Origin of the sequence: Natrialba chahannaoensis JCM 10990 (assembly GCF_000337135.1) — an archaeon.
Taxonomy (GTDB): domain Archaea; phylum Halobacteriota; class Halobacteria; order Halobacteriales; family Natrialbaceae; genus Natrialba; species Natrialba chahannaoensis.
On record NZ_AOIN01000098.1, the window covers coordinates 23106 to 47297 of the forward strand.

Below are 24192 nucleotides of genomic sequence, written 5' to 3' on the forward strand. Positions count from 1 at the left end.
TGGTGCATTTCGTCGCCGTGTACTCGGCAGTGGAACTGGTAATGGCGCATCTCCTCGGCACGTAATCGGCAGTTGAATCAACGCTTCTCACCACCGAGTCTCAACGGTCTTGAACACCCCTTCGACGACCAGACCAGACCGTATATTTCATCGAGGTACAAACGTCCGCTGTGCGCGAACGCTCCCGGAACACGGTGTGCCTCGGCGCGGCACTCATCGTTGGGACTGTACTCATCATCGGCCTCGCCGGCCTCTTCGTCGTCGACGCCGGGTCGACGACACCCCCACCCGCCGAGTTCGACGACACCGTCCCCGTCGGACTTACACTCGAGGACGAGCGCGGTCTCGACGAGGACGTTGCCCTCCCGCAGGCGCAAGTGTTCTACTCGCAATACCAGTACGTCGTCGGCTACTACGGCGTCGAGACCTTTCTCGGCGAACGCCAGCAGGCCGGCCACGAACAGCAGTTCGGCCACCCGCTGACGGTGTACGTTTCCGACTACAGCGACACCGGACTCGAGTTGAGTGCTGAAGGCTATCCGATTCCCGAGCAGGAACCTGGTTGGACCGACGCCGAGACGGCGTGGTTCGTCGTGGATAGCGACGCGCAAACGCCGGCCGGCGACACGGTCGTCCCGTTCAGCGAGCGCGAGGACGCCGAGGCGTTCGCTGGTGACCACGGCGGCAGCGTCTCCGACTGGGAGTCGGTACTCGAGCAGTCGTTCGATCAGGACGATGCGACAGTTGCTCGTGATCGTGTTGACGACCATCACCAGGTGGCTGACGACCGAATCGAGGCCGTCGACTCGTACGCCGAACGGCCGCCGTCGATCGTCGCCGGCGAGGAGACGGAGACGATCCAGGAGGCGATCGACCAGGCACCAGCGAACACGACTGTTGTTGTTCCGGCGGGGACCTACGAAGAGACACTCGAGATCGACCGGCCGATTACGCTCGTCGGCGAGGGTGAGGTGACGATTCGCGGTGACGACAACGGTACTGTCATCACCGTCACAGGGGAGGACGTCGGAATCCAGAACCTCGCGGTCACCGGCGTCGGCAACCAGACGAAGGGGGGAGAGGACCTCCCCGTTGACATCGACGAGGACGAGTGGGACGCGACCTTCATGACGTACTACGCTGGCACTGACGCCGGAATCGGTGCCTACGGTGCCGACAACCTCCTCGTCAATGATGTCGAAATCGAGACACCGGCGAGCGGGGTGATCGGCTACGACAGCACGGACGCCGTCGTCCGGAACGTCTCGGTCAGGGGTCCCGAGGACCCATCTGATGGCCTCGCTGGTATCTTGCTGTTTCAGTCGTCGAGCGTCGTCGAGGACTCGGCCGTGCAAGGGGGGAAGAACGGTATCTATCTCTACCGCTCATCGAACACGATTCTTCGGTCGAACGAGGTCACCGGCAACGAAATCGGCGTCCACCTGATGCACACGAGTGACACGCTGATCGACGGGAACGAGCTCCGCGGGCATCTTGTCTCTGGCGTCGACGTGATGACCGGCCCCGAACGGAACGCGATCGTCGAAAACGACGTTCGCAACAGTGAAACAGGGTTCAGTATCGGCGGCAGCGAGACGTACGTTGCATCGAACGTCGCCGCCGACAACGAACTCGGCCTGCGCGTTGAGACGACCACCTCGTTCTACGAGGGCAACGTTCTCGCCGGCAACGTCGTGGGAACGGACGTGAGGGCGATGCTCCCGACGAACCGTGTCGTCGGCAACGACTTCGTCGAAAACGACGAGCACGCAACGACCACGTCCGGGCCGCTTCGTATCTGGAGCGACGGCGAGAGCGGCAACTACTGGCAGGGCGGCGCGGCAATCGCGGGCGATGCCGACGGCACCCACGCCGACCGCTCGTACTCGCCGACTGATGCAGTCGACGAACGACTGCACCGAACTGATGGCGCACAGACGCTCGTCCGAGCACCGGCACTGCAGGCACTCGCCGGACTCGAGGGGTCGGTTCCGGGCATGCGGACTGGAAGCATCGTCGATCAGGCACCAACCTGTGAGCCGAACAATCCGGAACTACTCGACCGAACCGACTGGGCCGAGTCCGCCTGGTCGTGCGCTGACACACCTACTTCGACCAATGACTGACGACTCATCGCAATCGACATCGTCGCGATCATCGCCGCACGCATCGGCATCGCCAGCAGGACCGGTGCCCGAGGCAAAACCGAAGCCATCCCCAAAGGAAGAACCCCACTCCGAATCGACCACCGAACGGGAGCCAGAATCGGGTTTGGGTTCTGGACCTGAGTCAACACAGACACCCATCCTCGAGGCGACTGGACTCGACCACGACTACGGAGCGGTCTCCGTTCTCGAGGATGTCTCAGTCTCGCTCCAGCCGGAGACAGTCACGGCGCTGGTCGGTCCAAACGGATCGGGGAAAACGACGCTGATCCGCGCGCTGGCGGGCCTCCACGAACCAACCGATGGAACCGTCGCCTACCACGGCCCTGACACGGCACGGCAGATCGGCTACCTTCCACAACAGCCGTCGTTCCGGCCCGGATTCACCGTCATCGAGACGCTCCAGTTCTACGCGTCGCTCGTCGGTGCACCCAACCCGGAGCCAACGGCGCAAGCACATCTCGACCGGGTCGGCCTCGCCGACGCGGCCTCGCGTCCGGTCGACGCGCTCTCCGGCGGGATGACGCGCCTGCTCGGCATCGCACAGGCGACGATCGGTGATCCGCCGGTCGTCATCCTCGACGAACCCGGAAGCGGGCTCGATCCGGGAATGAGTATGCACGTATTCGATGTCGCAGCGGAGCTCGCCGCAGACGGGATGGCAGTCCTCCTGAGTTCACACGACCTCGAACTGGTCGAGCGTGTCGCCGACGAGGTGTTACTCCTTGACGACGGACAGATTATCCAGCGCGGCTCGACTGTCGACCTCCAGCGTCGCCTGAACGCAGACTCGTTGTGGGATGTCTACCGGAACGCGACCGGCGGCGACACTGACACGGTTACCGTCCAAGGTGAGTCGACATGAGCGACGAGAATCGGACGCAGGCACAGGCACAAACGCAAGCACAGAGCCGAGAGACCACCAGTACCAGCACCGACAGTACCAACACCAGTACCGGCACCAGCAGCACTAATACCAGTACCAACACCAACACCAACACCAACACCAGCACCACCACCCACCCCCGAACGAAACACATCCTCAAAACCATCATCGCACGGGAACTCCGAACGGTCGCCCGAACACGAACGTTCTACGTCCTCGCCCTCGCGATCGCCGCCGTCGTCCTCGGTGTCGCCTGGACCGGCGGCGGAATCCGTGCCGGATACGTCCCAACCGCCGTTGACCTCCTGACACCACTCGAGTTACTTGTTCCCGTCGTCGCCGTCGCGTTCGGCTACCGTGCCGTGCTCGCCGACGAACAGCGTGGTGAACTCGACGTTCTCGAGACGTACCCTGTCTCGAACCGGTCGATCGTCCTCGGCGTTTACGTGGGACGGCTGATCGGACTCCTCGTAGCGATTGTCGTCCCGCTGGTGCTCGTCGCGGTGGCTGTCGCCGTGGCCGAGGAGGATCGAATACTGATCTACGCCAGCCACGCGGGCGTCGATTCGCCGCTTCTGTTCGCCCGGTTCGTCGTGCTGACGGCGCTGTTCGCGATGACGGTGCTCGCCGTCGCGATTGCGATTTCGGCGGCAGTGAGCGCCACGCGGGGTGCACTCGCGCTCGCGGTCGTCGCACTCGTCGTGTTGCTGGTCGGCCTCGACCTGCTACTCGTCTACGGCTTTACGTCCGGGCTGATCGGTGACGGCGCGCTCGTCCACTCACTCGCGCTCAGTCCGCTCAGCGCCTTCCGGGGATTGGTCTTCGATACTGTGGTGGTCGTCGCGGCCGGCACCGGTCCGACAGTCGCCTCGCCGCTGGCGAGTCTGTTCGGGCTGGTCGGCTGGACCGTCGGCTCGCTTGCGCTTGCGAGTTGGCTACTGAACCGCTGAGAACTGGTTGCTTCTCTGAAATCCGCTGAGAACTATTGGGTTGATCCTGCTACGGCAACGGATCACATCAACGACATTACGAGCTCTTGGGTCACGTCCTCGTGCTCGTAGTGCTCGCCGCCGTACTCGTCGCTGAACACAGTCGCGTCGTCACCGTCGCCAAACGCAACGATCGACCCACCCATCGCGCCCTCGACATCACTGTCGACGACCAACTCGAGTGCGGTCGCCGGTGTGAACGAATCGGCGTCGAAGTGGCTGCTGAGGACGTAATTGCCGTCACCTTCGCCGTCGTCGCCGGTACTTTCGTTGACCTCGTAGTCGACGGCGGAGTAGTCAGTCAGGTACGTCACCTCGGGCGCTGCGGTCTCTTCGTTCTCGAACGCGAAGGTGTACGTACACAGTGTACTACAGAACTGCGCAGGTCGGTCGTCGTCGTCATCGAACACCGTCGTGGGGTCCTCGTAGTGGAGTTGGCCCACAGGTCCTGGCTGGTTCCCGATCGCCATCTTACAGTTGTCACAGCTCTGTTCGCTGTCGATACTGACTGGATCAGCTACCGGTTCCGGCTCGTCGTCACTGAGACAGCCGGCAGCCAGACCGATTGCGGCGGTCGTCACCCCCGCGAGAATCGTTCGGCGCGTCGTCCCCCGTTCGGTTCCTGCTAACCGGTTCAGTCCGTTCATATTCGCACTTAGAAGCAGTGCTGTAAATCCGGTCTGGTATAATTCACGAATGGGCGTACATACCACACTGCACGTAGTCGCTGCTGTTGTAGCCCACACGCGGTAGCTGCTGTCGTGGCCATCTCATCATGTCGTGGCCATCGCACCATCGTCAGCAGAATCAGCAACAGAACCACCATCGTCATCAGAAACAACAAAGGTGCGAGCGCGAGCCAGTTGGCAGTATGCTCGGACCAGCGTCGCTCGTCCTCGGGGTATTCGTGATGATACTGTTCGCGTCGTGGCTTATCCGCCGTGTCCGCGGCTCACCGCTCTCCGCCGAGCAACGCGAGTCCCTGGAGAGCCACCAGGAGGCCCAGGGGCGCGACCCACCGGTCGATGTCGGCGAGGAACACGAGGTTGCAATACAGGAGTTCACCGAACACCACACGGGCGAACGCCAGGCCGTCTGCAAGGTCGAAGGCTTCGTAATCTTCGTCGAGGACGTGCCGAGTCACTACGAACCGACGGACGTGATCCGAATCTCTATTCTCTCGTTCAACCGCGGGCACACGTCTGCGACGGCAACCTACGTGCGGTGATCGACCCTCTCTGGCCTGCAACCTCGCCATTAGCCCGAAATAGACACGAACGACGCCCCCAACACGACGATCACCGCAGCCACACCGACCCGCCAGCTGACGTGCTCGAGTCGCATCGGCAAGAAGAGGGCAGAGAGCACGACCACGAACAACGGCGTGAGCTGCAGCAGTGGCATGACCACAACGACAGGAGCGATCTCGAGTGCCGCGAAGTAGGCGACGAAAGCGATAGTCGTCGAGACGCCGGCCCCGACGTACCAGAACGTGGCCCGTTCGCGAATCGGGATTCGGCGAAGCGATCCCGTCCAGAGCTGGTAGCCGACGAATCCGATTGTGGCTGCGCCTGCCATCGCGACCAGTCCAGGAAGGATCGCCGTCCCCTCGGCCAGGCCGACGGAGACGAAGATCGGCTCGAGTCCGATACAGACCGCGGCTCCGAGTGGCAACAGGAGGGTAATACCGGTTTCCCGGAACGACCGCTCGCGTGCCGTCGTCGCAGCGGTTTCCCAGGAAACGACGGCCAGTCCGACGACGACCAGCACGATGCCGAGGAGGTGAATCAGCGTGAGTCGCTCCTCGAGTAGCACGACGGCGAACACCGTCGCGAAGAGCACGTTCGAGGCCACGATCGGCGAGGTCAGGCTCGCACCGATCTCGTCCGTGCTTTTGAACATGAGCAGCCGGGCGACGAACATCCCGACGAGGCCGGCCGCAGCGAACGACGCGAGCGAGGTCGGGGTGTACAGCCCCGTGTACGGCGGCGGGTAGAGAACAAGCATGGGGAGACCGACGAGGACGACGTTACACAGCAAAACGACGAGCACCGCGTCGGTGACGTCGCCGTCGTTGACGCCCAGGCGCACGCAGAGGAACTGGCCGGCAAACGCCAGCGCGCCGGCAACCGCGAGCGCCACTCCGAGCGCTGACTCGGAGAGTTCGAGTACCATGAGCCTCCTTTCGAGCGGACTGTGATAATGACTCTGTCCAGACCGTAAACACGACACGGACGCTGCGATCCACACCGACAGCCTCTTTCGCGCTCCCCCACCCAGTTCTGGTATGACCGAGTACTTCGAAGTCCACGAGCGCGACGGGGCCGCGCGTGTGGGCGAGCTGCGCCTCGATTTCGAGGCCGTCGCTGGCGATGCTGATTCGGACACCGATTCGAACCCCGGCTCCGCTCCCGACCGAACCCCACCCCAAACGACACCCGCACTCGTCGACGACGTACTCGAGGACGCGGGCTCACTCTGGTCGGCAGAGCGCGAGTTCCCGGAGGGTGACGACTCCGCACTGACGGTGCTCCCACACCGATCGTTCCCGGGCGGGACGGCCGACGAGGTGCAGGACTCGTTCGCCGTCGACTATCCGGACGTGGAGTTTCCCAGTGTGGCAGTCATCTCGAGTGACCATGTCGACGACCACGGGACGGACGCCTACGCAGTCTCTGACGTGCAGTCGTTCACCGGCCACGGTGCGGGACTCGTCGAGGCCGTCGTGAACGTTCGCGAGGAGATTCCGACCGACACCGCGCTGTTCTTTTCGGGTGTCGCGACGCCGCGAAACGTCGCCCTGTTAGCGTACGCTGGCGTCGACCTGTTCGACCGAACCGCGGCCATCGTGAAGGGAACTGAGGGCCGATACCTGACCACCGACGAGGCCTACTTCCTCGAAGATCTGGAAGAGTTGCCATGCTCCTGTCCGGCCTGCCAGCAGCCCCGCGAGGCGTTCACCCGCGAGGACTGCGTCGACCACAACGTCAACGCCCTGGAGGCGGAACTCGGTATCGTCCGCCGGCGGATTCGTGACGGCCGCCTGCGCGACTACGTCGAGGGCCAGGCCCGCCAGGATCAGTGGCTCACCGCCGCAATGCGCGAACTCGACTCGCAGTGGGGATACCTGGCAGAACGGACGCCGATCCTCCGAGACGCACAGATCGACGCCGCGACCGAGGACACCCTCCGTCGCGTCGAGATCCAGCGCTACGCCGACCGGGTCACCACGCGGTACCAGAACCGATTCAAGAACCCGCTCGTGCTGGTCCCCTGCTCGGCCGCCAAACCCTACAGCGAGTCCCAGAGCCACCGCCAGTTCCACGACGCCATCCAGTGGCGCGCCCACCTCGTCTCGATGACGAGCCCCATCGGCGTCGTTCCGCAGGAACTCGAGACGACCTACCCAGCCCAGCACTACGACACCGTGGTCACGGGTCGCTGGTCCGAGGACGAAAAGCAGTTCGTGAGCGAGGTGCTCCGGCGGTATCTCGAGCGCAACGAGTACCCGAAGATCATCGCCCACGTCCCCAACGAGGGGTACCGCGACATCGTCGGCCGCGTCGAGGAGGAACTGGATCTCGACATCACCTACACCGTCAACGAGCACCCGACCGACGACGAGTCCCTTGCGAACCTGAGCGAGGCGCTGTCGGGCGAACTCAAGTACTCCAAACGCGAGCGCGAGCACAACACTGTCCGCGCTATCGCGGACTACCTGCTCGGCGATGGGGCCGGCGACGACCTCTTCGAGGACATCCAGACCACCAGCCGGTACCCAAAGATTCAGGTCCGCGACCGCGAGGATACGCAACTGGCGACGATGGTTCCCCAGTACGGCACGCTCTCGTTTACACTCGCAGGCGCGCGCCGCTGGGTTGACAGCGACGCACCGGTCAAGCGCGTCGAAATCGACGGCTTCGTTCCCCACGGCAGCGTGCTCGCGCCGGGTGTGGTCGAGGCCGACGAGGAGATCCGCGTGGGAGACGAGGTCGTCGTCGAGGGGCCGAAGGCGTTCGGCGTCGGTCGTGCCGAGATGTTCGGCCGCGAGATGGCCGAGAGCACGCGCGGAATTGCGGCTGAGATTCGCCACGTCGAGGAGAAGTAAGTCGAGGTGTTCCTCCGGTAGGCTGGGGGCTGCACGTCCCTTGAACGGACGGTTCTGTTGAAACTCGATTCATTGGGGAGTTGTCTCTGTGAGGTGTCGTGCACGACACGTGCTTCTCGAGCAACGGCATTTCTGTTCGATCTACGTACTGTTCCTGGCAGCGTGCTGAATATTGGGTGCGTGTCGGCTGCCGACTGACCGGATCGTGATTCGTTTCCGATTCAGACTATGCGGATGCTGCAGAAGGTGAAGTTCTGCAGGAGATGGTTCCATGTGACTGCGCCACATAGTTGAATATGAGGTATCATCCAATGGCCGAAGCAATACCAACGGAAGTACAGGAGTTACTGGACAAGCAAGCAATCAGTGAGCTGATCCGCAAATTTGTGTATCTATCCGATGAAAACGATTGGGACGCGGAATTCGAACTCGTTACCGACGACGTGATTGCGGAAACTCCGTTTGGGAGTGCAGAGGGAAAAGACGACTTTCGGGAAACGACTGCGGAGATTTTTGCGGAGTTTCAATTCAGCCGGCACATGCTGCACAACGGGCTCATCGAGATCGACGGCGATGAGGCCACTGGACAGTGGTATGGTGAGATCCCCATCCTCACGACTGACGGTGAAGCAGAATGGATACTCGGGATGTACGAACACGAGTTCCGCCGAGTCGATGGGGAGTGGAAACTCTCGAAATATACGTTCGATCCGACCTATGTGACCCCGTACGACGAGGGATGGGCCGAGCAACCCTTCCCTGAGGAGATGCCGGTTGAACCCGATTGGTAACTAATCCAGCCGAATGACGACCTCTACATGACAAAATCAGCGTTGGATCTGCATGAATATAACGTTCCCACCGTGCTGAATAGATGCTCTGGGCCTTGTTTGAACGCGTGATTTTACGGGTGTGAGTCCTCGATGGCGCGTTCGATGTTTCGGACCGCGGATTTCATGACAAGTTCACGGAATTGGCCGAACCAGTTCCTCGACCAGAGCGTATCGCCGTATCTGCGCCAGAGGCCGAAAAACACCGATTCAGCGTTCGAACGCTGGTGATATGCTCGATCCTTGATGAGCAAATTTCTCGCCCATCCCCGCATTCCAGGATCTCGCTGCGGGATCAGCGGTGTGATACTTTCCGCACGTAATCTCGTGCGAAGTTCCTCCCAGTCGTAGCCCTTATCGGCAGCGACAGTCGCCAACTTGTCGAGATTCCGCACTAACACCTGCCAGCCGACCTGTGTATCATGCGGTTGTTTCATAGAACAGTGTATGTCGAGAATCGCACTGGTTTCACAATCAATGAGCAGCGTCGTCTTCACCGCCTCNTGTGTATCATGCGGTTGTTTCATAGAACAGTGTATGTCGAGAATCGCACTGGTTTCACAATCAATGAGCAGCGTCGTCTTCACCGCCTCGAACGTGTAGTCTGTCCGTTTTGCGTAGTGCTGGCTAGCTTGGACGCGATCAACACCGGTTGCGTCGATTGCCTGCACATCACCGAGATCATACAGTTCGACAGACTGATCGAGGATCTCTCGCCACCGCTTCATCGGAATCACCTGCTTTCGCGTACACACCGTCGAGAAGTGTGGGACCGTTTCAGGCGTCAATCCGAGTGATTTCGTCACTCTCGGCATCTCGCGGAGGACGTCCATCAGCTTCCGGTACGGATGGCCGAGATACTCTTTCAATCCCTGAACGGCGAGAATCACCCAGTCAGCGTAGCCTTCTTCTCCCGGACGGTAAGCCGGAGCTGGCTGGCCAACGACGGCTTTTTGAGCGAGCGACACAACCCTCTCTGTGAAGCGGGAGGTCTTCGTGTGCACAACGAATCCGTCCCGCTTCACTTCCTAGTATATTTGGTATTTTCTCCGAGCTACTAGCACGGCGATACGAGTTCGATCGACTCTACACTGCTAACGTTTGAGCGTCTAAACAAGGCCGATGCTCTGTATTCAGCACAGTGTTTTTGATAATAATATAAACTCAATCGCTGCGTTGTCACCTCCGTGTCCGATACTAGCCGCTACAACTGACGAATGAATCCGGTCCACACAGGATCACGATGGCGTGTGACCCTCTTTCTTCATAGAAATTCCAGTAGTTATATTACTCTCCTTACCGAACTGTCACAACGGAAGCCACATCCAAACGAATACGCGGGGGCATGCGTACGAAATGCCCCGGGTGGTAGGACACCCAAGGCGTGGCTTCCACTGCGGCCTGCAATGGTTGCCATGTTTCCGTTACTCCTACCGAGACAAAAAGGTCTCGCACGACGCACAGGAACAGGTATCGTTCACAAACAGCGCGCTCACGACCAGCACACGGAGCCGTGCGCCTCTGAGCACGGACCCGTTCCGGACCGTCTCCTCCCCGATCGTCGATGGTGGTCTCGGTGACTGCACGGTTCGACGAACAAGCCGACGAGTCGACGCCACTCGAGTCGGTCTCCCACGAGCCAGTCGACCTCGACACACGAACCGAGACGCGCTGCTACCGCTGTGACCGCGCCATCGAAACCAACCACTGTATTCGCCTCATCACGCGTCCGGGCCCCGACGCGACGGCCCACTACGAAGCCACGAGCCGACCCTGCTGTCCCGATTGCGTGGCTGCCATCGGGCTACTCGAGTTCGCTGCCGGTCCGGGGTCGGGATCGGGATCGGGATCGGGGTCGACCGGTTCGGACTGAATCGGTAGTCGATAGTCGGTTCGACGGCCCCCTTCGCCGACGAGGTCGTCGTCGAGGGACCGAAGGCGTTCGGCGTCGGCCGCGCCGAGATGTTCAGCAGAGAGGTGACCGAAAGCACGTGCGGGCTCCGAGAGACGATCGGTCACACCCCAGAATTGTCTACGAAGGGTGTCACGTCAGCTCGACGTGACACAATGAATAGACGTACGACAGCAGACAGTACTGTGCTACCCGACACTCCGTAGCACGCTGTTAAGACGCCAGAATCGAGGTTTATCCGGCTTTCGGACCGGTCCGTATTCGCGACCTACTATCAATTTGTAAAAATGTTTTATCTCCGTACACTGCGTATCTCTTTGTGGAGACGATTATGTCCTCAAACACAGCAACTGCTGACAATGAATCGCACGGCTACTCACTCAAGCGCGGATGGCGAACATTGGCAATCGCCGGTGCCGTCGTCGGCCTGATCGGCCTTCTCGCGATTGCGTTCCCACTTGCGACGGGCATTTCGGTTACCCTCGTAATCGGCGCGCTGCTCGTCCTGAGCGGGATCGTCCACGGCGCACACGCCTTCACCGCACGCGGGTGGAGCGGCTCGATGTGGCAACTCGCACTCGGCATCATCTCGGTCGTTGCGGGTGTGCTCGTGCTCGCGAACCCCGTCGTCGGGCTCGTGACGCTCACGCTGCTCGCGATCGCCTACCTGCTGGCCGACGGCGTCGCAGAGCTCTGGCTCTCGATGCGGATGGCCGACCAGCCCGGCCAAATGTCCGTCGCCGCGAGCGGCGTTCTCTCGCTCGTCCTGGCCGGTCTGCTCTGGATCGGCTTCCCAGCGGACGCAGCCTGGGCGATCGGTCTGCTCGTCGGCATCAGCCTCTTCGTGACCGGCCTCTCGATGGGCATCGTGGCCATCACTGGCCGCAACATGGAAGAAACGGCTGCCGCCGGCGAACCACGAGCCGCGTAAGCGCGTGAGGCGCTCCCAACCACGTTTTCGACCTCTTTTAACGACGCTATTACTCGACCGATGAGCAAGCGCCCTGTCACGGAGTCGCCTACCCCAACCAACAGCAGACAGCAACTCCTTCGCGCACGTCCACAAAGCCAGCCGTTATTCGGCTGTCGGTCCCGAACACACTGCGTGAACCTCTCGATCGTCGATCTCGTGTCCGTCCCCAAACGGCGCAAGCGCAACCGAAGCGTACGAGAACACGGTCGAACCCGCTCAATTGGCCGAGGAACTCGGCTACTCGCTTACTCGCCGATCACCGAATCGAAAAACTTCCGCTCTGCCGTCCGCAGGTGTTGGTTGAACGTCGCCGGCGCGATCCCCAGCCGATCCGCGATATCCTCACCAGTACTCTCCCGGGGCCACTCGAAGTAACCCGCGAAGTAGGCCGTCTCGAGTGCGGCCCGCTGTTTCTCGGTCAGGTCTTCCTCCAGCACAATCGTCGCGGTCGACCCACGACTCGAGCCGCTGCGGTCGCTCCGCTCGGTCGTCCGCTGAGCGAGATAGGTCGCGTCCGGTCGCTGCTCTTTGATGAGTTCGATCATCTGGCGGGTGTCCCGACCGCGTGGAAGTTCGACGACGAATCGGAACTCGCCGTTTGCGATCGTCGCTGATTCAACGCGGCCACCGTGGGTTGCGATTGCCTCGAACAGCGAGGCTGCAGCGGGCATCACGAACTCGAACTCGAACTCGTCTCGCCGCGCCGAGAGGAACCGGGAATCGCTAACACCACCGATTCGCTCGACCGTCTCTTCGAACGTCTCCTGTGGAATGTCTGTCGCCGATCCGTAGGCGAGCAGGGTCTCGTCGCCGCGGACGAGCTGATTGATCGAAATGTGGCCGGACTCGCGTTCAGAGAGGCCGACCAGTTCGGGCACCATCTCCTCAAGTCTGAACTCGAGTTCGATGACGGCGTCGCTGACGAGTGCGTCGCGTCGCTCGAGTGCGGTGATCGCGTGTGCGATGGTGTCACCGATACGTGCGAGAATCTGTGTTTCCGGCGAGGTGAACGCACGGGTCGAACTCGAGTAGATGTGCAGGGCACCGTAGATGAGGTCCTCGTGGGTGATTGGAACCGCCGCTGAGGAGTGATAGTCCCGCGTAGTGGCTTCCTCGCGCCACGGTTCGAAGTCGGGGTCGGAGTCGATTCGGTTTGCGACCTGCACCTCGCCGGTACGGATCGCGGTTCCGGAGGGGCCCTGCCCGGCGGCGACAGCCTCGTTGACACTAATCTCGACGTCTTCGAGGTAGCCCTTTTCGACGCCGGCGGCTGCCTTCGGGACGACATCGTCGCTACCTGGATTGACCTCGCCGATCCAGGCAAACCGGTAGCCGTCCGAGGCGGTAAGGCGATCACAGACTTCCTGTTCGAGTTCGGCGCGTGTCTCGGTCGTGATCACCGAATGGATGATGTCATGTCCGATATCGTTCAACCGGTTGACCGTCTCGAGTTGTTCGCGCTGACGGCGACGTTCGTACTCCTGGCGGGCACGTTCGATCGCGTGGTGAATCGTTCTGACGAGCAGTTCGCTGGTCACCTCGTCCTTGACGAGGAAGTCCTGTGCTCCCTGCTGGATCGCCTGAATGCCGACCTGCTGGTCTCGGAGTCCGGTCAGAACGACGATCGGTGTTGCGGTGCTCGCGCCCGATACCTTCTCGAGTGTCTCGAGGCCCTGGCTGTCGGGGAGGTTCAGATCGAGCAGGACGACGTCGATCGCGCGTTGGTCGAACAACTCGAGTCCTTCCTCGAGTCGCTTCGCACGAGTGATTTCGGGTGTTCGACCGGCCGTCTCGTCGGAACTCACCCGCTGTGCGAGCTCCTCGGTACCGCGAAGCATCTCCTCGATCAGCCGCGCGTCACCGGGGTTGTCCTCGATGAGAAGGATTCGAAGGCTTGGTGTGGTATCCGTTTCCGTCGACTCTGCAACGCCGGTACCGGAGGATTCCCCGCCGTCAGTGCGTTTGGTGCCCCAGAAATCACGCCCGGTTTCGGTGTCCGTTCGTTCGGCTTTGGTGTCTGTTTGCCCGGTTTCAGCCTCCATGTCGGTTTCAGCCGCGGCTTCAGTATCACCATCGCTCCCACTGTACCGACCGTTCACAGCTGATCACCTTCCGGCGGTAGCCGAACGACAGAGAACCAGAACTTCTCGAACGCCCGCACCGTCTCGATGAACTCGTCCGGATCGACCGGCTTCGTCAGGTAGGCGTTCGCGTGCAGTTCGTAAGACTTTGCAACATCCTCTTCTGCCCGCGAACTCGTTAGGACGATCACCGGGATCGAACGCAGCTCCGAATCTCCCTTGAGCTCCTCGAGTACCTCCTCGCCGTCCGTCCGCGGGAGGTTGAGATCGAGGAGGATCAGGTCCGGCCGCGGCACGTCTTCGTAGTCGTTGCGCTGATGAAGGAACTCGAGTGCCTCCGTGCCGTCGGAGACGACGTGCAGGTCGTTCTCGATGCGACCCTGTTTGAACGCTTCCTTGGTGAGGCGGACATCGCCGGGGTTGTCTTCGACGAGGAGTATCTGTGCCGTGGTTGGTGTCGATGGTCGTCTGGAAGTCATTGCTGAGTGCGTGTCTTGGTGGCCGTACATTGCGTGGGCGTGTGGTGGCTTGGCGATCGAGCGTCCAGACAGTCGCGAACAGTAGAGAGAGGGAAACAGTGAGCTTGCCCTCCAATCAACGCGATCCAGGTGGTAAAATGGCGGGCTGTCGTTGGGGGTCGACGTTCGACCCAACGACAGCGGTGATTGGAAGGCAGTGCCAAAGTGTGACCGATACGGGTGCGTGTGCCGTCCGACCACGGCCATTGAAAAGCGGCCATCTCCTACTACCGCAAAGTCGGCTGGAAGGGATAAATGTAGTGTTCACACCTCGCACAGGGTGAGTATCCCAAAAATCAACCAGTTTATCCAGCCATCGATCACAGATGGGCAAAAACAGAGCAGTAATTCGACTGAGGCTAGTGCCACTCGGCTGCCCTACGACGCATCGCTCGACTCGTCGACGACCGGACGATACCGCCTGCCACGATGTTTCCCGACCGATTCGATCAGGTCGTAGTGGACCATCTTCGTCAGATGGTTTCGAAGCGTACGAGTCGTCTTCGGTTCATCGACTCGCTGTTCGTACTGTTCGTAGAGGGTGCCCGGCTCGATCTCGCCGGCGTCTTCGATCACGTCGTACAGAACGCGCTGGTGCTCGAGTAGCCCCTCGACCGTCTTCTGCCGGATCGCCGTCCGCGCGTCCGGAATCGCAGACTCGATCACCGTGGTGGTCACCCGCTCGTCGCCAGCCTGTTCGGCACGCCGCGCTGCCGAGCGCAGGATACCAATGCCGACGCGGGCGTCGCCCGAGGCCGCCTCGGCGATCGTCCGTAACTGCTCGGTGTTGAGCGCGTTCGGTTCTAACCCCTGTGCTGTGCGTTCGCGCAAGATTGCAATGAGTTCGTCCGTCCCGTACCGATCGAACTGGACGCGGGTCCCGGCGTGAAGTCGGGAGCGAACCCGGTCGTCGAAACTCGCGAACAGCTCCTCCTCCCGGTTGGCGATCAACACGAGCGAGACGTGGGGGAGTCGGTGGAGGTCGTAGAGAACAGTGGTCTCCTCGAGTTGGTCGACCTCGTCGAGGACGGCAACGAGTGGTTGGTCGGCCGCGTCGTCGAGCCGGCCAAACAGTTCGTCCTTCGGTGTCGATCGGTGGATCGACACGGTCTGGTCAATAGACTCGAGAAGGCTGTATAGCACCCGAAATCGCGTGTATTCCTGCCAGCAGTTGACGTAGGCGATTCGCACGTCGGGATCTTGTTCTCGCAGTTGGGCGAGCGTGTAGCGGGCAATACAGGTCTTGCCGACGCCGGTGGGCCCGAACAGGAACGCGGGATCGGTTCGATGACCGGCAAGTAGCGGTTCCAGTGATTCGGAGAGGAGATTGACCTCGTCGTGGCGGTGGACGACTTCGCTGGGAACGAAATCCTCGCGCAGCACGCGGGCGTCGACGATCACACGGGCAGGGTTGCTTACCAATCATAATAAGTGGTTGGTGCATGTGACTGTCTCCGACAGAGTTCTGTATAGCAATATAGAGTACATTTTCCTCGCTGGGCGGCATTCGGGAAACGTCTATCTCACCGTCTTCAAGAACGCCTGTGAGCCACCCCACTCGTTGATCGGCACGCTCCAAGTGGCCGTAGGGAAGAGTGTTCGACTGGTTCGAAACTGACCCCGAACGTCCAACGGAACTGGTTGCCGATCTCTCAATAGAGAATTTCCGACTCAACCAGTACGTGAAGTACCTCGGGGACAAGCCCCGAGGCACTCGCCCTGCTCCGCCTGTAGACGCTGTCGGTTTCGAGCCAGTCGAAGCTCACCGGTTCTACATGTACGTAAATATTATATTTCAATTTCGTGATTTAGATGTATGTCTCCCCAAGAGCCTGTCATGAAGACATTGACACCGAACGTAATGGTCGACAGCGTCAAAGAGACGGTCGCCTTCTACGAAGCACACTTCGGATTTGAGGTCACAATGGCCGTCCCTGCGTCCGAAGACAACATTCGAACGAATCTCGAGACGGACGAGGAGATCGTGTACACGCTCCTCGAACGCGACGGTGTTGAGATCATGTTCCAGGAGGCCGAGAGCCTCCGAAGTGATGTCCCTGCGTTTTCTGATTCGGCTGTCGGCGGATCGGTTTGTTTGTACATCGAAGTGGAGGATATCGAGGCGTTCTATGAATCTCTAGCTGATGACGTCGAGGTCGTCACGGAACTCAACACGACATGGTACGGGATGACAGAGTGCTACGTTCGCGATATCAACGGATACATCCTAGGGTTCGCCGAGGAGACGCAATGATCGAGTCCGCCGATCCAGAGGTCCAGACATTCATCGAGGATGTCTGTGCCACTGATGGGGAACTGTACGAGGTTCTCGAGGCGCTTCGAGATCTCGTGTTCGACATCTATCCCGCGGTGGATGAGCGGATGATGTACGGCGGGATCATGTTCTCACTCGAGGACGACTTCGGTGCCGTCTTTGTCCACACCGAACATGTGACATTCGAGTTCACGGACGGTGTCCAGCTTCCGGATCCGAACGGACTGCTCGAGGGAACCGGCGAACGTCGCAGACACCTGAAGTTCGAAACACTGGCCGACATCGAGGCGAATGACACGACCTTTTACGTCGAACGAGCTGTCTGACCTGCGGGTACGCACAGCCTCAAATATTGGAAGCCGACGTTACTTTTAGATCATTCTCGTTTGTCCTAGTTCTAGTTGCAAGGAAACAACAAGTCAGATAGTAGTTTATAGAAATAGACATGCTGAACTCGTGGTACGTTGCGATACCGGCGGCTATTTACTCATCTGTCCGAGCTGATCGGGATAGTAACCTACAGTAGTAAAAATATCTGAAATATAAAAGTTGAATATTTCTATCATTATTTTACATTCTGTCCAGTCACCTGGACTACCTTGCACGATGACAGTCAACCATCACATCAGCCGACGAACCTATATAAGCGCCGTGGGACTCGCGGCGGGAACAGTAACACTGGGCACAGCTGCCGATAGCGCCCTTGCTGATGGGACGTACGATCGTGTCGTCGCAGCGAGCGACGTACACTTTGGCTCACCGTACTCGAACCCCGATGCGTTCGTCCAGTTTCTCACCGAGACGGTACCCGCACTCGATCCGGATCTGCTCGTCCTCAATGGAGACATCTTCGAGTTCTGGTACAGGGGCATGTCGTCGGTGCTACTCGAGTACAACCATATTACGACCCAGTTCGAAGCGCTGGCTTCGTCGGGGACCGAGATCGCACTGGTTGCCGGCAACCACGACCGCCGACTCGTCGACGTCGGACATGCTGATTACGACGCCGCTACTCTCGATGCACCGTGGCGGATCGACGAGGCGTTCACCTTCGAAAGCGGCGACCGGTCGTTCGTTGCGGTCCACGGTGACGGCCCCGACCCAAAACAACAGGACGGGGTTAGTTCACTCCTCTGTGCTGGCAGCGACCGTCTCGGGAAGGTCATTGTCGATTTCTCGGAAGCCGTTTCCGGGAACGACCTTGGAACACGCTCGGCTGAGGACCACTGGTCGCAACTGACCGATGACCTCGACGCCGCCGTCGTCCCAGCGGAAGCGCCGCCGGTCGACGGAACGGACCACGAACCGACCGCTGCTAGTTCCCGTCCGCGGGTCGCCGAGACGGTGACGAACGGACTGCTCGAGACGTACGATGAGTTCGTCCTCTTCGGTCATACACACTATGCAGAACTCGGTGAACGCTTCGTCAACACGGGTGCCTGGACCGAGCGTGGGGTGACAGACTACCCCGACCGACCCCAGAACACGTTCGTGCAAATCGACGCGGGTGACGTTCAGGTACTCGAGTGGTCCGATGACGGAACGTCGGTACTGTTCGAAGAGTGACGGTCGCTGACGATGCGACACTGGGAGCGGGGTGACGATACGATCCTCCACTTTCGCTTGTGACGACCGGTGACCGCTCGCCCGGGCAGTGATCACCGGGACCGAATCACAACAGACGAAGTCGTTCACAACAACAGAGATCACGTCTGAGGTACTACCGCGTCACCATTGCTCGCTACACATTTCAGCGGAGCGCTCCCCGACCAACAATCTGTTTCTGAATAGCGCCATTTTCAATTAGTATTCATCAACGACACCAGAGTTCGGCATCTTGTCAATCGAGTTGTCGGCAACTTCGTGAAGTGCGTTTGACACAGTTCCATGTTCGGTTGCGTGTGGCCGGCCCGGGGCGTCGTCGTAGCCGTACCCGAAGAGACGGTTTCGGTTAAGACTGAGTTTGGTGAACTCCGGCTGAAGGAGATCGAACAACCCGAACCGTTCTTCGAGTTCGGGGAACTGCGACTGGTAGTCGAGAATCGCTCGCCGAGCGTGCAACCAGAACTCCTTCTCGTCGTAGCCTGCGTGGGTTTCGAGGATGTCTGCGACGTACCGGAGCACGCACACGAACAGCCCGCAGAAGATGAACTGACAGAGTCCCTCGGGCGGTTCCCTCCGAAGCACGTCGTGCATTTCATCGGGGAGTGACTCCAGTTCCGGGAGAGGCTGGTCACTTACGTTCACATCATCGGCGAAGTCCTTGATCGCGAGCCGCGACGGAACACCGTCCTCGACCACGAGAATCGTGTTCTGGCCATGAGGGGAGAACACCGTTCCGTAGCGGTAGAGGAAGTGTAACAGTGGTGGGAGGATAGTATCGAAGAACTCGGCTATCCACTCGTCGAGCGTAAGTCTCGACTGGTCGACGAGTCGTGTGAGGTACGGCTCGCCCTCACCGTCGACGTGCATGAGCGACGAGAGCGTAATCGCCTCCTCGTCGTTCTTGAGGAAGTGGTAGATAGACTCGCGCCAGACCGCACCCAACAGCTCGTGATACTGGTACGGTGAGCCGTCGATGTCGGTAAAGTCCGAGTGATCGTAGTTGATGCCAGCGATTTCACCGGGCAGAACGAGCCCCTCGTTCTGGAGGAACTCGTCCTGTTCGTAAATGCCCTTGATGTACTCCGTCACCATCGGCGCGAGTTCGGTCCGTTCGCCAGGAAGCCCTCGCCAGACGAGCGTGTTGAGGATTCGCATCGGGACCTTCACATGGTGTTTCTCGTTGTCGTCGACGTTGACGAAGGTTCGGACCGACTGCTGGGGGAGGTACGCGTCCGGCCCCTCGCCAAGTGGGACGATGTCATCGGCCGCGATGTGGTCGGGGAACAGCGGAACGATGCTTTGCTCCCACTGCCAATCGTGGACCGGGAGGAAATAGTAGGCATCGGGGTCGAGGTCCTTGTTGGCTAGCCGATCGCGGAAGCGACCGAAGTGGTCTCCGAGTTCGCTCTCCACCAGCGAGTCGTGGTCAACCGAGTCGACCCCGACGAACGTTGCCTTCTGCTTGCGAACGGCAGCCCACGAGAGCGTCACTGGCTCTTTGCACTCGGGCGCGTACTGTTTGTAATCGTCGTACCCCCAACCGAGTCGGCCCTTGTTGTAGGTGATCCAGGGGTGGCCCTCCATCTCGCCTTCGAGATGGGCGTAGTCGAGGACCGTGGGGTCGAACCCATCGCGATCGCGTTTGCGCGCTTCGATATGGGCGTCGGCGAGCAGCGTTCGCTTGTACTCCCGGACGAGGTTGCCCTCGGTCAGGCCATCGAGGTCCGTGGCGGAACCGAGGTCGCGTAGCAGCGTGAATGGATCAGTGAGTCGCTGCCAGGTCTCGTCCGACCGGCGTTCGACTGTCTTATCGTGGACGTGGAGGCTGTCCATCAGCCGCTCGGTCGCCTCGAACCGATACTCCGCAGTTCCCAGATCGAACCGGTACACTGCCTGGTCGTCGCCGGGTTCGACCTGTCGTGGGGTGATGATGTCCTCGTACGCAAACTCTTCGAGCATCTTGGTTAGAAGACGGCGTTCGACGGTCTCCCAGACCGACGGATCGAGCGCGTGCTGTAGCGTCGTGTCGTTGTAGTTCATTGTCAGTCGTCTTGCGTCGGCGTCGATGTCGGTTCGCCCCCGGTGTCGTGGGAGGTGTTCGGTGCGTGCTTGACGAACTGGTCGACAGAAAAGTCCTGGAAAACCGTGTCCCTGTCCTCAGGGTATGCCGTCCGACCGACGATTCGGTTGACGAACTTGCTGTTCCGGTAACAGCCAAGCCCAAGGTCCGGGACGCCCACACCGTGGGTGTGGAGTTCGGCGTTCTGGAGGAAGATATCCCCCGATAGGTCGAGATCGAGGCGGTGGTCCGCCGTCACCTCGAAGCGATCCTTCTGGTCCCAGTTGATGGCGTCCTCGAGCGGGTCGAGGAACCCGGGAATCGGTCGCTCGTAACCGGTCCCCAGTATCACAACCTCGCTCTCGTGGACGAACGATTCCTCGGACTGCCACTGGTGACAGTCGAGCGCATAGGCGTCGTTGAGCGCGACGATGTCGCGCACCTCCGTCATGGCGAACAGGCCGACATCGGGGTCGGCATCGCCGATGGAGCGTCGGTAGAGGAGGTCGTATATTTCGGCGCTCGTCCCGGGGTCGATACCCTTGTAGAGCAGTTCCTGGTTCGGGATGAGGTCGTCTTTCACCGCCTGTGGGAGGCCATAGACGTACCGCTCGTACTCCGGCGTGAAGTGCTGGAGGCCGAGTTTCGAGTACTCCATCGGGAAGAACCCGTCCGAGCGGGTCAGCCAGTCCAGCCGGTAGTCGTGGTCCGTCTGGCGCGAGAGCAGGTCCTGGAAGACCTCGGCGGCGCTTTGCCCGGAGCCAACGACTGTCACCGAATCCGCATCTAACACCCGCTCGCGATTGTACCGGTACCGCGCGGTATGGAAGACATCGTCTTCGGGGTGGCCCTGAAGCGCCTTTGGAATCTGTGGTCGGGAGCCGATACCGAGGGCCACGTGTTCAGTTCGGTAGTCGAACTGCGCGCCGGTGTCGGTGTGGTGGGCGGTGACAACGTAGTGGTTTGCGTCGTCGTCCCAGCAGACAGTGGTCACCTCCCGGCTGAACTGCGGCGTGTTGAGACGGTCGACAACCCACCGGAGGTACGCGTTGTACTCGCGGCGGGGTACCTGGAAGGTTTCGTAGAAGTAGAACTCGTACAGCCGATCAGTCTCCCGCAGGTAGTTGAGATAGCTGTACTCGCTGGTTGGGTCCGCGAGCGTGACGAGGTCCGCGAGAAACGGCACTTCCAGCGTTGCTCCATCGAGGAGCATTCCCTCATGCCACTGGAACGCAGCGTCGCGTTCGAGGAAAGCGGCGTCGACATCCTCGGTGACATTGTCCAGCATCGCTGCGAGACCAAGGTTGAATGGCCCGATACCGATCCCGACAACGTCGTACACGCGGTCATCGCTCGCTCGTCCTCGGGCATCAGTCATCGGCAGCCACCCCCTGGGTCGGTGCGGCGGTCGCATCGTCGAGGACCTCCGACTCAAACCGGTCGCGCTCACAGACCAACAGCAGCGCGTCCTTCTCGACTTCCTCAAAGTAGAATTCGCCTCGCGGCTCGAATCCACACTGCTCGAAGACACTGATGGCCCGGTCGTTGCGTGCGTCGGGCTCCGCTATCACTCGTTCAGTGCCGGGATGACGAAACTGCATCGCGACGACCGCTCGCAGCAGTGAGAATGCGTATCCCTGGCCCAAGTACTCCTCGGGACCGATGAGCAGATGGACGCCCTGGTCCGACGGCCCGGCGTCGTAGTGATTCGCGATGTCGTCCTCGGCCGCCCAGTAACACTCCCAGTAACTCATCGGCACAAAGTCGAGGCAGCCAATATACGGCGTGAGGTGATCGCTTGCCTGCTTCTCCCGGATGGTACGGCGAAAGGCTGGCAGCGGCAGATCGAGTTGCCAGTACGGCTTCACGTGGTCGCTTCCGAGCCACCGGTGGAGACGCCCGAGGTCGCGCTCCATCGAGGCCTGCCGGAGCGTGACTGTCCTGTCGATACTTCGGTCGTGGGTTTGGTACTCGTATTCGCCGGCGGCGTGTGCAGTCGGGCCGGTCATTGGTCCACCTCGGTGACGATAGGGTTCCTGATGTCCGTGTACACGGACTGGTTTTCGAGGTCGTTCTCCAGTTCGTCTAGGCCACGGAACCGGGTGAGGAGGTTGCTCTTGCACGGGACGGTCTCCTCGGAAAGGAGTACTTCGAGCAGGTCGGAGCCGGGCCGGTCGTACTGGTCGTGGATAGACGCTAGTTCCTCCCGGAGGACGCCGAGCAGCCGGCGTTCGTCTACCAGCCCATCGCAGCCGAACGCGTTGACCACATCGAGTGCATTGTTGAGGACGACGTAGTACCGGAGGCGCTCGTCGGCGACCGCGTCCGAACAGATGGTGCCCGCGCGCTCGCCGACGCTTGGCAGGTACTCGGAGACCTGGTCATACTGCGACTCCGGGAAGTAGAACCCCTGGTTGTCGCGGTAGTAGAACTCGTCCGGGTACCCCTCGTCGTCAAGGGTGAGAATCGAATTCTGCTGGTGGGCTTCGACACCGACGCCGCCAACGAGATAGAGCCACAGCACGGGGCGGATGCTAACCGCAAGGTACTGCCGGAACCACGTCTCACTGACCTCGTCCGTTGACCGCCCCTCGCGATCTGCGATGGCCGTCACAATTCGACCCAGACGGGATTTCCCTCTGATAGCATCTTGACAGAGAGATACCAGTGGCGTCGCGGCGGTCTCGCCACGGAATGGGTTGGCTCGGAGCACCGACTCCAGACCAGACTCTTCTTCCTCACCCACGTCGAGCGCGAGATACGCCGGATCGCGGACGATGTCGAAGTCAGGGAATGTCGTGGCGAGTTCGTCGCCAAAAGCCGTGTCGAGCAGTTCCGCGACCGCGACCCCGCGTTCCAGTTCTGGCCGCTTGTTCGTCCGGACGGAGTTCGTGATTTTGACGTTCAATGATGATTTCACCATGAACGGCGCGTCCTCGCTGTAGAGGGTGCGAACCGATGTCGTCGGCGCGAACTCCCGACCGATGGGACCGAGGTAGCTGAGTCCGTCTCCGAGGTGTGCCCGGACATGATCCTGGCCGAGCAGATAGTCCGCTTGCCAGGGGTGGACCGGCAGGAGCACGTCTTCGCTCTCGACGTGGGTCGCTACGACTGACTCGTCGACCGCATCATCCTCGCGGAGATGGCGTTTCACCCAGGTGGCCGCGCTCTCCGAACGGGCCGAGTCCTGAGATACCAGATCAGGGCGGGCACGGAAATAGTGCAGCGCGAACGATCCTCTAAGTTCGGGTGCGTACGTCGACCGGTTGTGCGAGGCGATTCCCCGGCGACTCTTCGGCGTTGGGTGACGCTGGTGGCCGAACACGAGCGCCTGCTCCGCGTCCCGGAAGGAGAGTCTGTCAGCGTAGAGCCGGTTCGTATCGCCACGTCTGGCGTCGACAAACTGCTCAATGTTTGCCTTGCTTCGGAGAACGCACTCGAGTAGATCGTCCGGAACGGCCTCGCCGCCGCGAGAGAGGGTGAGGTCCTTGATGACGAGCGACGCCAGCGTAGCAGTGTCAGCGGAGTGGGTGGAGCCATCGGGGAGTCGGTAGCGGACTGGGGTGTCGAACCGATGACCCTCTGTTGGCGAGCAGTGGATCAGTGGGGCCAGTAGTTCCACGTCCTGTTCCGGCAATGTCGTCCGGACCAGTCCGTCCGGACCCGGCTCGACCCCCGCGACGGTGTCAGTTCGTACCTCATAGTCGGCCGCATCACGGAGGTAGCAGTTAAGGAACGCGTGGACTGTCGCGTCGTCGGCCCGCATGACTGGATTCACGTTGCCGTCGGCA

At 60.7% G+C, this 24192-nt stretch carries 21 protein-coding genes and 1 pseudogene; 12 read left to right on the top strand and 10 right to left on the bottom strand.

Features of this window, described 5'->3' with window-relative positions; all coding sequences use genetic code 11:
* Nucleotides 1-170 precede the first annotated feature (170 nt).
* From C482_RS18550 to C482_RS18560, 3 genes are read left to right on the top strand one after another with little or no spacing between them, the layout of a single operon-like run.
* Nucleotides 171-2126, top strand: coding sequence for a NosD domain-containing protein (locus C482_RS18550; RefSeq protein ID WP_006169347.1), 1956 nt, complete (start codon nucleotides 171-173; stop codon nucleotides 2124-2126).
* Nucleotides 2119-3030 (top strand): ABC transporter ATP-binding protein, encoded by a 912-nt coding sequence (locus tag C482_RS18555; protein WP_006169348.1) that lies wholly within the window; start codon nucleotides 2119-2121, stop codon nucleotides 3028-3030. Before C482_RS18550 ends, C482_RS18555 begins: the two co-directional genes overlap by 8 nt.
* Nucleotides 3027-4001 (top strand): ABC transporter permease, encoded by a 975-nt coding sequence (locus C482_RS18560; protein WP_006169349.1) that lies wholly within the window; start codon nucleotides 3027-3029, stop codon nucleotides 3999-4001. Before C482_RS18555 ends, C482_RS18560 begins: the two co-directional genes overlap by 4 nt.
* Nucleotides 4002-4063: 62 nt before the next feature.
* On the opposite strand, the gene C482_RS18565 is transcribed toward C482_RS18560, so the two are convergent.
* Nucleotides 4064-4687, bottom strand: a complete 624-nt coding sequence (locus C482_RS18565) for a nitrous oxide reductase accessory protein NosL (RefSeq protein ID WP_006169350.1) — start codon at nucleotides 4685-4687, stop codon at nucleotides 4064-4066.
* Between the two features lie 224 nt (nucleotides 4688-4911).
* Between C482_RS18565 and C482_RS18570 the strand changes: the two genes are divergently transcribed.
* Nucleotides 4912-5268: a TRAM domain-containing protein gene (locus C482_RS18570; RefSeq protein ID WP_006169351.1), complete on the top strand. Its 357-nt coding sequence runs from the start codon at nucleotides 4912-4914 to the stop codon at nucleotides 5266-5268.
* Nucleotides 5269-5297: 29 nt separating this feature from the next.
* Here the strand turns inward: C482_RS18570 and C482_RS18575 are convergent, their stop codons facing one another.
* Complete coding sequence (locus tag C482_RS18575) at nucleotides 5298-6215, bottom strand: DMT family transporter (protein ID WP_006169352.1); 918 nt, start codon at nucleotides 6213-6215, stop codon at nucleotides 5298-5300.
* Nucleotides 6216-6327: 112 nt separating this feature from the next.
* On the opposite strand from C482_RS18575, the gene arcS reads away from it, so the two are divergent.
* The gene (arcS, locus tag C482_RS18580) at nucleotides 6328-8148 is read left to right on the top strand and encodes an archaeosine synthase subunit alpha (RefSeq protein WP_006169353.1); all 1821 of its coding nucleotides are present in this window, start codon (nucleotides 6328-6330) and stop codon (nucleotides 8146-8148) included.
* 311 nt (nucleotides 8149-8459) lie between these two features.
* Nucleotides 8460-8939, top strand: coding sequence for a nuclear transport factor 2 family protein (locus C482_RS18585; RefSeq protein ID WP_006169354.1), 480 nt, complete (start codon nucleotides 8460-8462; stop codon nucleotides 8937-8939).
* A 113-nt stretch (nucleotides 8940-9052) separates the two neighbouring features.
* On the opposite strand, the gene C482_RS18590 is transcribed toward C482_RS18585, so the two are convergent.
* Nucleotides 9053-10003: an IS5/IS1182 family transposase gene (locus tag C482_RS18590; protein WP_049896983.1), complete on the bottom strand. Its 951-nt coding sequence runs from the start codon at nucleotides 10001-10003 to the stop codon at nucleotides 9053-9055.
* A 551-nt stretch (nucleotides 10004-10554) separates the two neighbouring features.
* Between C482_RS18590 and C482_RS18595 the strand changes: the two genes are divergently transcribed.
* The 3 genes and pseudogenes from C482_RS18595 to C482_RS22535 all read left to right on the top strand — a co-directional run.
* Nucleotides 10555-10851, top strand: a complete 297-nt coding sequence (locus tag C482_RS18595) for a hypothetical protein (RefSeq protein WP_394295548.1) — start codon at nucleotides 10555-10557, stop codon at nucleotides 10849-10851.
* 370 nt (nucleotides 10852-11221) lie between these two features.
* Entirely contained in the window at nucleotides 11222-11821 is a 600-nt protein-coding gene (locus C482_RS18600) for an HdeD family acid-resistance protein (RefSeq protein WP_049896989.1), read from the top strand.
* A gap of 174 nt (nucleotides 11822-11995) precedes the next feature.
* A pseudogene (locus C482_RS22535) lies at nucleotides 11996-12107 on the top strand (LLM class flavin-dependent oxidoreductase); the annotation flags it as partial.
* Nucleotide 12108: 1 nt separating this feature from the next.
* Here the strand turns inward: C482_RS22535 and C482_RS18605 are convergent.
* From C482_RS18605 to C482_RS18615, 3 genes are all read right to left on the bottom strand, one after another.
* Nucleotides 12109-13905, bottom strand: coding sequence for a bacterio-opsin activator domain-containing protein (locus tag C482_RS18605; RefSeq protein ID WP_241431958.1), 1797 nt, complete (start codon nucleotides 13903-13905; stop codon nucleotides 12109-12111).
* A 53-nt stretch (nucleotides 13906-13958) separates the two neighbouring features.
* A complete protein-coding gene (locus C482_RS18610; RefSeq protein WP_049896995.1) occupies nucleotides 13959-14423 on the bottom strand; it encodes a response regulator in 465 nt (154 codons plus the stop codon).
* Between the two features lie 417 nt (nucleotides 14424-14840).
* Nucleotides 14841-15863 carry a Cdc6/Cdc18 family protein gene (locus tag C482_RS18615; protein ID WP_006169360.1) on the bottom strand — a complete coding sequence of 341 codons (1023 nt, stop codon included), beginning with the start codon at nucleotides 15861-15863 and terminating at the stop codon, nucleotides 14841-14843.
* Nucleotides 15864-16278: 415 nt separating this feature from the next.
* Here C482_RS18615 and C482_RS18620 point away from each other — a divergent pair, with 415 nt between their 5' ends.
* From C482_RS18620 to C482_RS18630, 3 genes are all read left to right on the top strand, one after another.
* Nucleotides 16279-16716: a VOC family protein gene (locus C482_RS18620; protein ID WP_083858651.1), complete on the top strand. Its 438-nt coding sequence runs from the start codon at nucleotides 16279-16281 to the stop codon at nucleotides 16714-16716.
* Nucleotides 16713-17063: a DUF1801 domain-containing protein gene (locus C482_RS18625; protein WP_006169362.1), complete on the top strand. Its 351-nt coding sequence runs from the start codon at nucleotides 16713-16715 to the stop codon at nucleotides 17061-17063. Before C482_RS18620 ends, C482_RS18625 begins: the two co-directional genes overlap by 4 nt.
* A gap of 325 nt (nucleotides 17064-17388) precedes the next feature.
* Nucleotides 17389-18303: a metallophosphoesterase gene (locus C482_RS18630; protein ID WP_006169363.1), complete on the top strand. Its 915-nt coding sequence runs from the start codon at nucleotides 17389-17391 to the stop codon at nucleotides 18301-18303.
* Between the two features lie 237 nt (nucleotides 18304-18540).
* Here C482_RS18630 and C482_RS18635 read toward each other — a convergent pair whose 3' ends face one another.
* From C482_RS18635 to C482_RS18650, 4 genes are read right to left on the bottom strand one after another with little or no spacing between them, the layout of a single operon-like run.
* Nucleotides 18541-20382, bottom strand: coding sequence for an IucA/IucC family protein (locus C482_RS18635; protein ID WP_006169364.1), 1842 nt, complete (start codon nucleotides 20380-20382; stop codon nucleotides 18541-18543).
* 2 nt (nucleotides 20383-20384) lie between these two features.
* Nucleotides 20385-21779, bottom strand: coding sequence for a lysine N(6)-hydroxylase/L-ornithine N(5)-oxygenase family protein (locus tag C482_RS18640; protein ID WP_006169365.1), 1395 nt, complete (start codon nucleotides 21777-21779; stop codon nucleotides 20385-20387).
* On the bottom strand, nucleotides 21772-22410 hold the full coding sequence (locus C482_RS18645; protein WP_006169366.1) for a GNAT family N-acetyltransferase: 639 nt from the start codon (nucleotides 22408-22410) through the stop codon (nucleotides 21772-21774). The genes C482_RS18640 and C482_RS18645 overlap by 8 nt, the downstream gene beginning before the upstream one ends.
* Nucleotides 22407-24167, bottom strand: a complete 1761-nt coding sequence (locus C482_RS18650; RefSeq protein WP_049896997.1) for an IucA/IucC family protein — start codon at nucleotides 24165-24167, stop codon at nucleotides 22407-22409. The genes C482_RS18645 and C482_RS18650 overlap by 4 nt, the downstream gene beginning before the upstream one ends.
* Nucleotides 24168-24192: the final 25 nt, after the last annotated feature.